At 54.7% G+C, this 14,419-nt stretch carries 11 protein-coding genes; 3 read left to right on the plus strand and 8 right to left on the minus strand.

Annotated elements, in window-relative coordinates; all coding sequences use genetic code 11:
- Positions 1-23 precede the first annotated feature (23 nt).
- The 6 genes from PMI07_RS12970 to PMI07_RS12995 form a co-directional block, all read right to left on the minus strand.
- Positions 24-947, minus strand: coding sequence for a family 16 glycosylhydrolase (locus tag PMI07_RS12970; RefSeq protein WP_007753349.1), 924 nt, complete (start codon positions 945-947; stop codon positions 24-26).
- Positions 948-975: 28 nt separating this feature from the next.
- Complete coding sequence (locus PMI07_RS12975; RefSeq protein ID WP_007753348.1) at positions 976-2,118, minus strand: glycosyltransferase; 1,143 nt, start codon at positions 2,116-2,118, stop codon at positions 976-978.
- A gap of 72 nt (positions 2,119-2,190) precedes the next feature.
- Positions 2,191-2,880 (minus strand): class I SAM-dependent methyltransferase, encoded by a 690-nt coding sequence (locus PMI07_RS12980; RefSeq protein ID WP_007753346.1) that lies wholly within the window; start codon positions 2,878-2,880, stop codon positions 2,191-2,193.
- 182 nt (positions 2,881-3,062) lie between these two features.
- The gene (locus tag PMI07_RS12985; protein ID WP_007753345.1) at positions 3,063-3,356 is read right to left on the minus strand and encodes a hypothetical protein; all 294 of its coding nucleotides are present in this window, start codon (positions 3,354-3,356) and stop codon (positions 3,063-3,065) included.
- 133 nt (positions 3,357-3,489) lie between these two features.
- Entirely contained in the window at positions 3,490-4,842 is a 1,353-nt protein-coding gene (locus PMI07_RS12990) for a polysaccharide biosynthesis/export family protein (RefSeq protein ID WP_007753344.1), read from the minus strand.
- 29 nt (positions 4,843-4,871) lie between these two features.
- Positions 4,872-5,963, minus strand: coding sequence for a glycosyltransferase (locus PMI07_RS12995; RefSeq protein ID WP_007753343.1), 1,092 nt, complete (start codon positions 5,961-5,963; stop codon positions 4,872-4,874).
- 321 nt (positions 5,964-6,284) lie between these two features.
- Here PMI07_RS12995 and PMI07_RS13000 point away from each other — a divergent pair, with 321 nt between their 5' ends.
- The 3 genes from PMI07_RS13000 (at position 6,285) to PMI07_RS13010 (ending at position 10,973) form a co-directional block, all read left to right on the plus strand.
- The gene (locus PMI07_RS13000) at positions 6,285-7,001 is read left to right on the plus strand and encodes a sugar transferase (RefSeq protein ID WP_007753325.1); all 717 of its coding nucleotides are present in this window, start codon (positions 6,285-6,287) and stop codon (positions 6,999-7,001) included.
- A gap of 280 nt (positions 7,002-7,281) precedes the next feature.
- Positions 7,282-9,312, plus strand: a complete 2,031-nt coding sequence (locus PMI07_RS13005) for a glycosyltransferase (protein ID WP_007753323.1) — start codon at positions 7,282-7,284, stop codon at positions 9,310-9,312.
- Positions 9,309-10,973 (plus strand): Wzz/FepE/Etk N-terminal domain-containing protein, encoded by a 1,665-nt coding sequence (locus PMI07_RS13010; protein ID WP_007753321.1) that lies wholly within the window; start codon positions 9,309-9,311, stop codon positions 10,971-10,973. The genes PMI07_RS13005 and PMI07_RS13010 overlap by 4 nt, the downstream gene beginning before the upstream one ends.
- Positions 10,974-11,076: 103 nt before the next feature.
- Here the strand turns inward: PMI07_RS13010 and PMI07_RS13015 are convergent, their stop codons facing one another.
- Positions 11,077-13,053 (minus strand): hypothetical protein, encoded by a 1,977-nt coding sequence (locus PMI07_RS13015; RefSeq protein ID WP_007753319.1) that lies wholly within the window; start codon positions 13,051-13,053, stop codon positions 11,077-11,079.
- Positions 13,054-13,191: 138 nt separating this feature from the next.
- Entirely contained in the window at positions 13,192-14,025 is an 834-nt protein-coding gene (locus PMI07_RS13020) for an FkbM family methyltransferase (protein WP_007753317.1), read from the minus strand.
- Between the last annotated feature and the right edge of the window lie 394 nt (positions 14,026-14,419).

Genomic DNA, 14,419 nt, shown 5'->3' on the forward strand with positions numbered 1-14,419 from the left:
TCTCCCACGGGACGATCAAGAACTCAAATATAAACGCGGAAATAGTCAACGCGCATGGATGTGAACCTGTCCTTGTCCAGGAGCGGGTCCGGAAAACGGACATCACTTCTTAAGGCAAGCGTGAGGAGCGGCCAGAATGTGTCGCCATTCGCATCCATCTCTTTCGAACGGGTGATGGGCCATTCGGCGGGCTTGCCGGTCCGAGTATCCGTAACTGGCCGGCGATCAAAAAAGGGCGTGCAACTCCTGTCGGTAATCAGGACGCCGTAGCGGCAATATCCCCCGGTCAATTTAACCGGCGTTTTCACCCCAGTGCTTTCATGATGCTGGTCATTTCCTCCCCACTCATGGAGATAAGTGCCATAAACATCGGGCTCGAAACCTTTATGCTCGACCACATCGATTTCGATACTTGTCTTTGGAAACAGTATACTCCGCCCGTTCAGCATCCAGAAGGCCGGCCACGTCAATGGATGGGCGGGAAACAGCATCCTTGCTTCGAAATAACCTTTCCTCCAGCTTTTGGTTATCGTGCCGTCCCGGCGGGCAGTTTGAAGGTTGCCTGATATCCATTGGAATTCGGGAAGATTGTTGCCGTAATATTTGGGAACCTTCATCGTCCCGCCCATGTAGGTCGCACCAATTTGGAGCGCTTTGCCCTTGCTCGCATTGACGTCATCGACGATGGAGTATGGAAGAAATCCCTCTTCGCCGCCTTGCCTCGCAAAAGCGGAGCGCCCATAAAACCCGGCGTCCCAAGTCCCGGCTTTCGGCCCGGCATTCCAAACAGACCAATCAATCGTCTCGAACGTGTCCTCAAAGACAAGTGTTCGATTGAGAGTTGGGTCTTCTACTGCCGCAGATGCCGAACCCGATCCAATGGCTCCCAGCAATCCGACCGCTGCTGTCCTCTGCACGAATTCACGGCGCGATAACGAGCTTGCCATGACATCATCTCCCTCCGATAGCCCAAGGTTATGAAGTTGCCGTACTCATCAAAGCGTCGGCGTGAATATCTACGACGTTCTCGGTACTGAAGCGGTCGATGAAACTCTGTCGAAATCGGCCGTGCGCTTTTTCCTGATTTAGATTTCGGCAGTAATAGTCCATCGTTTCCACGAGTTCATCGAGATCATCGATCGGCACAAGCCGGCCAAGGCGCGGATCGATGAGAATATCGCTCGGACCGAACTCACAGTCCGTCGCTATGACCGGCAGCCCGAACCTCAGAGCCTCGCATATCGCCAATGACCATCCTTCCCATCTTGACGTCGAGACATAGACATCACTTTCCGCCAGAGCGGGCTGAGGGTTGTCGGGATGATATTCAATGCTAACGGCGTCCTCCAAGCCGAGGCGCTCAATCTTTTCGCGAAGTGCCGTTTCGTCCTGACCGTATCCGACGATCTTCAGTTTGATATTGCTACGAACTTTGCGGAGTTCAGAAAAGGCTGCCAGCAGGATGTCCTGTCCTTTTTGGAAGGAAAACCGCCCGACATTGATGAACCGAATTTCTTCTATTTGCCGGGCCGCGATCTCGTCGGGGACATCAAATTTCCGAACAGGATTTGGGACCCAAAAATCCGGTTGGTTGCTTTTAAACATCGTCTTGAAGGCCGCCAGTTGACGAGGCGAAGTCCCAAACACCGATGCGACGCGAGACACGAAGAACGCCCTCATCAAGAAAAAAAGCAATTTTGCCTTGATATGGCTCCGTTCAAGTCGCGGGTTGCCGTGGAGGTAAACGGCGAATTTCCGGCGGATCCCGATGCAGGCCACCATGCAGACCACGGTTGGCTCGATCTGCGGCACGACCACCAAGCTGTAATCCTTGCTCGCTATGACGTCGCGCAAGATCCAGATCAATCCGAGCCTGCTAGAAGCAAGCCGATCGATCGCCGTGTATCTTGGCACTTCCTTCGGTCGATTCTGGTGAACGGACGTATAAAGTACGTCTATGTCAAAGGTATCCGAATATTTGTCGGCAAGGCAGGTACATATCGTGTCCACAACCCTCTCTATTCCCGCAAAGGTGGACGTCCCGGGCTGAATATACAGGATCTTCAACGGTCGGCTCGAAGCGGAACTCACATTTTCGGAAGTGATTTTCGCATTCATGCGGCTGTCCCTCACCGTGTTTGACTTGCTATATCCAGGCGTTTCTCGCCAATCCGGCTCTAGGCCGAATGCTTATTCAGCGAGGACGAGCAGGGAATACCCACCAAGCAATCGCACAGCGAAGTCGGGGCTGACGGAATAGAGCGTTCGTCGCGGAAGCCTCATCAATCGGCTGCTCAAGGCTTGGCGGGGGAGTTCAAGGCGACTTGCCGTATAACTGCTATCAATGATCTTGTAGCCGCAGCCCCTAAGGGTCGCGAGAGCGGTATCTTTAAAGAAGTAATGCAGATGGCCGACATTCGCGCGCAGTCTCATGATCGGCCATGCCCGCAGGACTGACTGCACCGAAAGGTCCAGGGGAATGTGGAAAACCTTGTATCTCCCCCGTGATCGGAGCGCTTTGAGAAATTTTATGTAGTCTTCGACATGCTCAATGACGTCTGCCACCACAAGGATGTCGAAAGAGGTGTCTTCTTCGACGAAGTCCTTGAGATGGAAGGTCACGCTTGCCGATTTTTTATTCCTGGCTCTTTCATATGCGTGCGGCGAAATCTCGTACCCTGATAAATGTGCCTGCGGAAATGCCCGCGCAAGATTCATCAGTATTTCCCCGGTTCCGCATCCCACTTCACAAAGCGTTTCGAACCTAAGCTCATTTTTGCGGATGATCGCTTCTATATGCCTGGCCTTCCACGGAGAATCTTCTTCATGCCAAGTTGGATTACGGTCCGCGTATAGGTTTCCCTCGTAGATCTCCTGCATGATGGCTCACCTTCAGATTTGAGCTAAACTGAAGGATTTCACGGCTGAAAAAAGTTGTCCACTCAAAATTAAAGCAATTTTAATTAATTTCCATCAGATGCGATGTCATAATGTGTAATCATTGATAAAATCACGGTCCTGAATAGGTCTATTTTTTGATGATGTAGTTGATTCTATCTACATCAATCGGATGAGTATTTCGATTTCATCGCTATCCCCGCGCGTTTTTCTCTGCGCGACATCCCCTTTACATAAATAAGATAAAGAAGTCCGTGAGTGACTGCGTAGCCGGCTTCCAGCACAGCAGCGAGAAGAACGGACCAATAAAAAACCTGGAAGGTCGGGTACCCCAGGCCAAGACCGGTAGCGACGAAAACTGCGATCACCAAGATTATCATGAAAGTAAAAATCAAAACTGGTACCCTCACCCCGCAGATGGCGCCGATGATGAATGAGATGACCAAAGCCCAGGCCATAAATGCCCTTTGATTGCTTGCGCTAATATGAACAATACAAAAAGGTTACATGCCCGAAATGTTCCAGGCAAGTGAATTTTATTCAGATTTTTTTGATGATGGCAGCGATCTTTGATCCGCCCTCAAAGTAATATCACTGTGTATCTTTTTGGTTCATGAAGAGCTCTGCGTTGGGGGTGGCGCTACGTCTTTTGACGCGTAGGACGTCGCCTGGTGCGACGAGGTCATCATCATTCACGTCTAGCGTCGTTATCTTTCCGTCGATTTGGCGGCTGATCGTTAGGCTGAAAGCTGTCTGATTATCCGCCGCCAATGGACCGAGGACCGTTGGAGCGTAAGTTTCTATATTCGTGAGAAGTGCCTGGGTTGTCTTTGACTTCTCAAGGATCGAAGCCAGGCTATCTCGAAGACCTGCTGCCTCTATCAGAGCATCACGTTTGTATTTATCTTCTACATCAGTTGCTTGTTGATCGAGCTTGGCGAGATCCTGCTGCGTTTTGACGATTGCTAACGAAACATCCAAGCCTCTGCTTTCAAGGTCTGCAACGTTTTGACTCGCTCCCACTTGGCGTGACGATAGCGTCAATCCCTGTGAGACAAGCTTGTTTACGGAATTGAGGTCTTTGGTCGCCAACTCCATCTGCTGTGCAAGCAGGCTCTCCTTCGCTCTTAGAGCTTGCAACTGTCTTGTTGCGAGGGACTTGGCCTGCTCAAGCGCCTCGAGCTCGGTCTGCATTGATCGTGCCCGGCTCTCAAAAAGCGCCTTTTCATCACTCATCATTCTTGCCACGACGGGCTGATCGGCACGCGTAGTGACGATTTGAGGGAAAACGATCGTCGGCTGATTGTTCAGAACGGCTTCGACGCGCGCCTGTCGAGCGGCCAGCCCTAGGCGCTGCCAACCCAGTTCGCGGAGCTCCCCCTCGCTGACGATTGCCTCACGCTGCACTCCTATTACGGTTGTGTCGGCATGCCCTGTTCCGCCGGCCATGCTGAGCGCCTGCACCACCGTCAAACCCGGGATGAAACTGTATTTACCCGGGGCGGCGACGATGCCAGTGACGAAGAACGGCCGATAGGTGGAGATTTCTACGGAGGCTGAGGGGCGCTTCTGAAGGCCGATCTGGCGTTGCAGCTGATCGCCGATGACATTCGATATCTGCTCGAGCGTTTTACCAGCAGCCGGAACAGTCCCGATAATCGGAAGCGACAGACTGCCGCCTGCAGATACAGTAAATTCGCCGGTTAAAGGTGCCCATTCGAACGCGACACCGGCATTAGGCCGCCATTCAAAAACCCGGACCCTTATGACGTCCTGGGGACCCAACGTATATTCGTCAGCTCTTGCAGATGACCATGCCGCGCCGAGCAACAGCGATAGAAAAATGATAAAATACGCTTTCAGTGCCAGATAGCGACCTGTACCAGAACGCGCCCTCCGTTCAACGGAAACGCCGTTGGTACCTCTTGGAACGCCTGGGTTCATATCGGATGCTCCAGTGGACTCATCTACCGTTACGCAATTCGGACATTCCTTGGCTCATCCCAGATCTGTCTCGGCGATACGATCTGATTGGCGAGAGATGTGAACTTGTCGATAAAAACCGCGGTCCGGTACTCCGACGCCCTTGCCACCGCATCGGCAGGATTGAAGTCCGCGCGATCGGCACGTTCGATCGCCTCTATGATGGCTTCGACCGTCTGAGTTGAAAAGAACAGGCCGGTCTTACCGTCGACAACGGTTTCGGTGGCTCCACCTCTGCCATAGGCGACTACAGGTCGGCCGCTCGCCATCGCTTCGACAGGCACGATGCCGAAATCCTCCTCTCCTGGAAACACAAGAGCTTTGCAGCGCGCGTAGTGGTGTCTCAGCACCTCAAAGGGCTGCGGCCCCATGAATGTCACCGTAGGGCCTGCGGACTTGCGAAGCTGCGCAAGCATTTCGCCGCCGCCGATGACGATCAATTTTTTCTTCATGCGAGAGAAAGCCTCGACGGCCAAGTCCGGTCGCTTGTAACCGACCAGTTCTCCGGCCATCAGGTAGTAATCCTCGATCTCGTCGGCGCGAACCGGACGAAAGGCCGTGGTATCAACCGGTGGGTGGATGACCTGCGCCTCCCGGCGATAGTAACTTTTGATCCGCTGAGCCACAGTCGCTGAATTTGCGATAAAATTGTCGACGCGACTTGCTGTTCCGACGTCCCATGTTCGCAAATAATGCGCCAATGGCGGCATCATCAAGCGCGTCATCAGGTCGGAACTATTATAGTATCGATTGTACATATTCCAGACATATCGCATTGGCGAATGGCAATAGCAGATATGAGGTGCCGGAGATGTTGGGATTATACCTTTGGCAGGGCCAGATTCACTGCTGATGATCAGATCATAGCCACTGAGATCTAGTTGCTCTAGCGCCAGAGGCATCAGCGGCAGATATTTCTTGTACAGGCGATTGGCGAACGGAAGCCTGTCAATGAAAGTCGTATGGATGCGGTGCTTAGATATCTCGGCGGATATCGCTGATGGATTATAGACATGTGTGTAGATGTCGGCGTCAGGGTAGATTTTGCAAAGCGCTTCTAGGACTTTCTCACCACCGCGCATGCCTACCAGCCAATAGTGAACTATTGCTACATGCATATCCGCCCCACACACGATATAACGCAACTCGTGCCCACTGAATATTAAAGTACTGCACTCACATCTTCTTTATCAGAAGAGAGATACTTTTGCCATTTTGTCCGACCTGTATTGCAAATCGGCGCAAAACGTTCGATCATACTGTGCCGTCTTCAGGATGGTCTTATACTGCGCCGCAATAAGTCTATTGTCAAACGATTTACCCCTTGTTAATCTAATTATGTATGTCGCTGGACGATATCTGCCCAAACTCATTTGTCTTTCGTAAAGGTAGGGAGCATGCAGATGAGTGACCTTGATGTTCGCGGTAATTTCAATGTCATCGCTGGGAACGCCCGTGTTGACCACAGGACTGCGGAGTACCCCAGAAGCGCTGCGTCGTCTCGGCGCCTCTCACTGCATCTTAAATATGCGGTCGACGCCCTTATCGCGTTGGTAGGATTGGTGATCTTGTCGCCGATAATACTGATCATGATCGCAATGTTGATGGTAATCCAAGGCCGACCGGTCTTTATCGCTCACCGCCGCATCGGCCGGCATGGCGTGATGTTCCCCTGCTTCAAGTTCAGAACGATGGTAACCGACGCCGAACAGGTGCTGGTTCGATACCTTGCCGCCAACCCCGTCGAACGAGCCGAATGGAACGTCACGCGCAAGTTACGCAACGATCCGCGCATAACGCCTTTTGGGATCCTTTTGCGCAAGAGCAGCATCGATGAAATACCGCAGCTTTTCAACGTCGTACTTGGCCACATGAGCCTTGTAGGACCAAGGCCAATCGTCCCGAGCGAGGTAGAACTCTACGGTCCCCACTTTGCCGACTATATCCAAGTCCGGCCCGGATTGACGGGTCTCTGGCAAATCAGCGGTCGCACCGACACAAGTTATAGCCGAAGGGTCGAACTCGATGTGCGCTATGTTCGAGAGCAAAGCACATGGGGTGACATCGTTATCATGATGAAAACGATCCCGGCGGTTTTGCGAGCGCATGGAAGCTATTGAGGCACAGTGCACTGTCTTCTGGTCTTCGCCGCAGCCGGTCTCGGAATTGGCTCATTCGCAAGAGCCTCATCCTGTGCCGGCAACGCGGCGGAACTGATGTTCAATCGTAGATTCTTCCCCGGGGAGCAAGTTTAGTGCGTTCAGTTCAAGACCGCTTCTTCAGAATCTGGCCCGATAGATCCGGCCGAGGAAAGGTTCGTACGAACCGATTTCCTCTAGATGCTACTACCACTTGCTACGGTCGCCTGAGTTACCCTTTGTTGTGCTCGGGAGAAGTCTGATGAGACCGACCGAGGCGTTTGCGATCAATGGTCGGTTCCTATCTCAGAATGGGACAGGGGTTCAGCGCTACGCGTCCAATGTGGTCACCGCGATTGCATCTCTTGTCGTCGAGGGACATGAAGTCCCAATTGTAGCCCCCACGGGAACGCGCGATCCCAACTTGAAACCCATGCGGCTTGTCCAGGCTGGTCGGTTCAGGGGCCATCTGTGGGAGCAGTTCGAACTTCCAGCAAGATGGCGCGGCCGGCTCCTAAACCTATGCAACACGGCACCTGCGGTGAAGGCGAACCAGATCGTTTGTATCCACGATGCCAACATATTTGCGGCCCCCGAAAGCTATAGCCGCGCTTTTCGCACCTTCTATGCATCCCTCCAGCCGCTTCTGGTGCGGAGGTCAATTCGGATCGCAACTGTGTCCCACGCCTCGGCGCGCCAGATCGCGCGTCATCTCCCCATTGCGCCAGAGGAAATAGCGGTTCTTGGAAATGGCCATGAACATGCACTGCAGTGGCAGGCAGCTCTGGCGAAGGCAGCCCCGCGGGTCGTTGACGCCATTCGATCGCGAGGCCGCCAATATGTCCTGGCGCTTGGCTCGCGCGCGCGCCATAAAAACCTTGAACTGCTCGTCAAGCTGGCGCCGTCGTTGGACGACCAAGACATCGACATCGTCGTCGCCGGAGGTGAGGAGGCCATATTCACAGGCAGTCGGTTCGAAGCCGGATCAAATTTCCATCTGCTTGGGCGTGTCAGCGACGACGATCTTGCCTGCCTGTTGCAAAACGCCCTGTGCCTCGTTTTCCCCTCGCTCAGCGAGGGATTTGGATTGCCCATCCTGGAAGCCATGACTCTCGGATGCCCCGTTGTTTCATCCAATTGCGCCAGCATGCCGGAGGTTTGCGGCAATGCGGCACTGATGGCTTCGCCATTCGATCCGTCGATGTGGTTGGCCCATATTCGCGCCTTGAAAGAGTCCTCCTCGCTTGCAGATGACCTGCGCGGCGGGGGTCTTGAACAGGCCCGGAACTTTTCATGGTCAAAAACCGCAAGTGGCTATCTGGAGTTGCTGGAACGCCCCTTCTCAAAACTCGCGACCCATAGCGCCGGCGAAACCGGAATACCGCGATCCGCAGTCGTCGTGGCAACGCGCGGACGTCCTGATGTTGCCACCGCCACGGTTCGACATCTCCTTTCGAGCCAGACCGTCTGCCCCGATACGCTGATCTTGTCTTGTTCAGACATGTCTGACGCCGGCGATCTACGGTTCGATGCGCGTGTAACGATTGTGCTGGGCCCTGCAGGTCTGACCGCACAGCGAAACACGGCCCTCGCCAGCTTGCCTCAGGGTACGGAGATCGTGATTTTTTTCGATGACGATTTCGTCGCGCATGAGAACTGGATTGCTGCCGCAGCGAGAATATTCCGCGAGGAATGTCGCGTCGTCGGCTTTACCGGCCATGTCGTCGCCGATGGTATCAAGGGACCGGGTATCCCATTCGGTGTCGCTCGCGATCTGCTCGCGCAAGCGCCCTCGCCGAACCGCAAATGGCTTGAACCCCATAGCCCATATGGCTGCAACATGGCATTTCGAGTGGCCGCCATCGGCGAGGTAAGATTTGACGAACGCCTCGTCCTATACGGCTGGCTGGAGGATCGCGATTTTGCCACGATCCTCGCCAAGGTTGGTGGTCGGTTCGTCAAGTGTGCCGAAGCCTTCGGTGTTCACATGGGGGTAAAAGGCGGCCGCGTCAGCGGCGAACGCCTCGGTTACTCGCAAATCGTCAACCCCTTCTACATGCTCCGAAAAGGCAGCATGACGGTCTCCCAGGTTGCGGATCAGGTTCTGCGGAATGTCACCAGCAATGTTGGGCGGTTTGCTTGGCCGGAACCTTTCATCGACCGTCGCGGCCGGGTGAAAGGCAATTTGCTTGCGATCACCGATATCTTGCGGGGACGTTTGGAGCCGGAACGGGCCGCCTTGCTGCCGCCCGCAAGGAGCTTCGGACATTTACTAAAGGGGAAGGTTGAATGACAGTGAACACCCCCGGCCCTCTGGAACGTGCCTCGCGGCTTTGGCGCATTGAGGAACCTGAAGCGCAGAGCACGGACGGACCACTGGCTTTGTTTCGCCTGGTGGGCAGACTTGCCTGGCGTCACAAGACAAGGCTGGTCGCTTGCGTGGCCGCCGGCGCAATCAGTGCCTGGTTCTATGCCCAATCAGTTCCGTTCGCCTATAGTGCCAGCGCTACGCTATTGCTGGAACCTCGGCAAACGGTATTCACCGGTCACGAGGGGGCTCCGTCAAATCTTGATCTGAACAGCGCAGACAGCCAATTGCAAATCATACGCTCGGAACGGCTCCTTTCGGCAGTCTTCAAAAGCCTCGACCTTCAAAACGAGCCGGAACTTGGCCCCGAGCCGTCGACCGCAAGCAACACTCCTTTATCCACGAATTTGGATCCATTACCGGTCGCGGCTGACAAGAGTTCGAAGACACCGAGCAAGACATCGAGGGCGCTTGCGGAAACGGGGGTTGGTGTCCCATCCTATGAGAAAGTCACCGAATATCGAGCTGCCTTTGCCAATTTCGTGCAACGGCTCCGTGCTCGCCGTGTTGGCCAATCGTACGTGGTCGAGATCGAATACACCTCATCGAACCCGTTCCTTGCGGCGCGGGTCGCCAATGCTATTGCATCCGGGTACCTCCTTCAGTCGGTGGCCTTCAAAGAGGAGTTGGCACGAGCAGGGGCGGAAACTCTTCAGGGCCGCTTGGACTCGCTGGCTGCTCAAGTGAGTGCCGCCAAGGACGCGATGGAGGATGGGAGGTTGCCAAGTGTCGCGACACCCGACGCGGATGCCCGCGTTGTCGGCGCAGCATTGCCACCACTTAGCCCCTCCAGTCCACGCTCCATGCTCATCACCGCCCTTGGCGCAGTCATCGGTCTTTTGTGTGGGATGGCTAGCATTGCACTTGCTGCTGCATTCGATCGCCGCATCCGTGATCCCGACGATTTAAAGGGCGAAACGACAATCCCGTTCTTCGTTGTGGTTCCTGACATAGGAAGACGGATCGTCAGCGCCTGGAGGGAGCAGCAAGCTAACAAGAAATATCTTGCTGCAATCCGAGATCTCCGCACCTCAATCGACCTTGCCTGCGCCCCTCAGCGCGGTGAGCGCAATATCGTCATTGCGCTGGTTGCTCCGACCAATGGCGTAGGCGTCTCAACCCTTTGCCTTAGCCTTGCACAATTGCTCGAACGTGGTGGCCGCCATGTGACACTGTTTCAAACCAACGCCGATGAGAGCGAAGAGCTCTATTGGCCAGCGATGTCGCTTATGGATGCCGCACTCACTGGTGAGAATTTCGACCTCCTGCCGTCTCACCATGTCGATGGCGTCTCTGTGTTTCCAATTCACTCCAAGGATCCGCAGGCAAACCTCTATGGTGACCTTCGTCATCCGCGGGTTCTGCGGCTTCTCGACGCCGCACGAGCAAAGGGCGATGTGGTTCTTGATTTGCCGGCTCTGAGTGTTTCAATGGATGCCTTGGCCCTAGCGGTTCACGCCGATGCGGCCCTGCTCGTGGTCCGTGCCGGTCAAACGAGGGTGGAGGAAGTTGCCAACGCCGAAGTCCGATTGCGGCGAGCAGGCGCCAACGTCATCGGTGCTATCCTCAACAAGGCGAGGGCATGACGGATACGCAAGGCGATCTTTGGCTCTGAGAGTAAACTGGCCGTCTTTTTGGTGAGCGAAACCTTGCTCAGAGACCGACAGATTGCAGGTTCGGGCTTCACGTTTACGGCGATCGATGAAGGCGAGCCGATACTCCTCGCACGACATGCGCCAGTTCGATCGCACTTAGCAAAATCGGCTTCGATCGTGGGAAATCACGTGCGATCGCGCCCTCCCGCCATAGATGAGACCTAATTCTGGCGAGCTTCTGCCGAGGGCCGACTTGCTTGGAAGACGGGACCGCGTGCACAAATCCGGCACGTCCAAAATCCACGGATCGTGGTCCTATGCCGAGCGCGACCAAATCTCCGTCCGCTGGATTGGTAATCGCCTGCTTCAGTCGCACCCAGGCGGGGCCGGCCTCGAGCAAGATATCCTCCCCGGCCACTAGGCTATCGAGATATTCCAGTGCGCCGGAGAGAAGTGGATTGCCAACGGCCGCGTCCAGTTTCCCGTAGGTGATGTCGCCGGAATTTGCGATCACTTTGCCGGTTTCATCCACGTCAAAGTAGCGCACGGAAGCAATCGAGGGTTCGAAAAGGCTTTCAATGATCTGCCAATAACGTAACACCACAGTTCTCAGCTTGAGCGGATTATAAAACCTATCTTCGACTACAAGTCCCGCGACGTCCGGGAAGTGATCTTCGTTCAGCCCCTTGTAGTTACAACGGGCGAACTGAACGGTTTTGAAGTTCCACTCCGGGAGCCCGGCAGCCAACAGTTTCTGGGTGCTGCCATAAAGACCTGTGTCGCAGAGGAGGATCAAATCTTGATTGTCTCCAGTGACCTGCCGGAGGTGCATCTCGAACAAAGCGTTTTGGGCGCTGATATCGTTGCGCAAACACTTCGCAGATTCATCTTCCAGCATTTCGAAAAAACGGTCTGCGTGAAAAAGCTCCTGCCACGCCGCCGGCAAATTGTATTCGCTCCCGCCGAGCGCATTGGCGACCATTGCGAAACTGCTTCCGTTGAACTCGCGGCTCAGTTCATCGAGTACGTCCGGGCTGCGCGCCACGACGGCAGCGCGTGCCGCGACAAGCCGCGAAACCAGCAAATTCTCCCGCCGAAGCGGCAGCGGTAGGCCTAGGGCACGCTGAAACCGTTCGAAGGCCTCCCGGATGCCAATGCCGCCGCGAGCGCAAAACAGCATTGTCGCATCGCTGTTGCTATCGGCTACCTGGTGGGAGAAAAGCCAGAGGAATAGACAGAATTCCGCAAGAATCGGCCCGAACACGGCTCTTCCGAATGAAATGGGATCATCCGTCTCAGAGCACGGCGTCGGGGGTCGCCTGTGATGCCTTATCCTTCGCAGACTTTCCGCAATTGCCCCATCCGTCTTGGAGAGAAGACGTTTGATCGAAGCTTTGGGAACATGGATCGTGTTTAGCCCGAGGCTTTCCGGCATAAGACAGTCTGCGAGGTAATCATCGCCGATATGCAGCACGCGGGAGGCAGGAACCCCGTGAAGGTCCAGCGTGAATGAGAATAGGTCTCCCTGCCGCTTGCTCAGTCCGATATCGGCGCTGGAGTAGACCCCATCAAGAAGCCCCGGGCCGTGAAAGTGGTTGATCAGATCGGTCAGTTGCTCGCCAGGCAGACCTGTATCGCTCAGCGCAATGATCCGAACTCCCGCCGTCCGTTGATGCCTAAGTACCATCGCCAATTCGCCATTTGCGTAGAGGGCGCGCTTTTCGACGGCCAATTCAATGGCCAACCGCCTTTCGACCAGTGATTGAGACAATCCGAGAATGTGGAGCTGACGGCTGATGACATCCACCAGCCGGACCTCCCCACGTTGTTCTATAAAGTTCAAAGCCCGGTAAGATAACTCCTCGGCAAGCAGTCTTGCACGGATCAATGCACCAACGGCAACGGACCGATCCTGCGTCTTCAAAAAACGAGCGAATTGTTCTTCGCCAATCACGAGCCGCGACCGCTGCGACTTAAATTTGCGGAGCAGTAGGGTGTCGAAAACGTCGGTCGTGATCAGGTCGATATGATCTATCGAACCCCTGAGATCTCTGAGGCTCCAGCGCCGCATTAAGCCCTCCCCCGATCGAAGGCTTCGTTGCCCTCTCCACAGTCGCAGAGTTCATTGGGCAGCCCGAAGCAAATATTCTCCGGCCTTCCGCTGCTCGCAACGTGCAGATGGCAGAGATGCTTCGGGATACATAGTTTCCTATGTGGCAGGGGCAATGATTTCGCACGGTAACTGTGATCTGAGTTGGCTAGAAACATACCATCCGTCCCACTGGGAAAATTGGGGGAAAACGCGAACATAGCCGTGTTTCTCCAACAATGCCGCGATCTCTTTCTCGGTCGCGGGGTTCTGTTCAACCGAGATGAGCTTAAAGCTGCGTTTGTCAAAATCGAAACCAGAGAGAATATCGAACTCATTGCCTTCGGTGTCGATGGAGATGTAGTCGATCTCTCCCGGCGCGCCATAATCGTCGAGCATGTCATTCAAGGAAACGGTCTCGACGATGATCGGATCACCTGTCCTGCGAATGCTTGCAAAGTGATCACCCGCCGCAAAGCTGGCAATGCCGCTCAGTTCTGGATCGATGCCATTGGTCGTCAGGAAAGTAACCTGCTCGCCGGATTTGGAGGAGACACATCGATGTTCGATCGCGGCCGTTCGGTTGGACGACAACTCGACGTGCCAAACTGGGTTGGGCTCGGCGAGGATGCCCCGCCAGCCAAATTTCTTCTCAAGAAGCCAGGTATTGCTGTTCGTAATCCCGTCAGTGGATCCGAATTCCACAAAGTACCCGTCCCGCTTCTCGCCAAGCTCATAACAAACCCAAAGATCCTGGAGGATTTGCGCTCTCGAGGCGCGACGCCGCCCGACACAATATGCCAGGAAGTGGAGGTCTTCATTCACCAGTAAGCTTGCGACTTCCGGCCTATTCAGCCGAACGGCATTGAAGATTATCCGTTGAAGAGAGGGTTTGCCCAACAGTGACCCGGCATTTTTTGCCGCATTTGACAGAACGAGGTTCTTTATGCCCATGCCGTCTCTCCAGCTTCTATGCACTACAGGGGACTGCTGTTGCCCCGCTAACGTCTGTGAACGCAAAAGGCTCACCTTCTGGCAAACGCGTCGGTTAGAGGGATGATGTCCCTCGCTGAGATAGGACCCATCTGGACTTCAATAGTTGCCAGCGTGATCCGGCGGCACGCCCAGAGTTCCGGCAAGTTCACCGGTACTGGTCATCCACGTCGCGCGAGGCAGTGGCTCTGCTAAGTGAACCGCCAAATGAGCAAAGCAACGTTCCGAAGAAAAGGCAAGACACCAAAAGGAGATATTATTCGGGGCAAAGTGGTATCGCATGCTGTTCAAGAAGGTTTCTGGGCGACGGCCTACCTTGTTTCGTTTGCAGCCGGGTCTAGCTCCATCAGATATG

Origin of the sequence: Rhizobium sp. CF080, assembly GCF_000282095.2 — a bacterium.
Lineage (GTDB): Bacteria > Pseudomonadota > Alphaproteobacteria > Rhizobiales > Rhizobiaceae > Neorhizobium.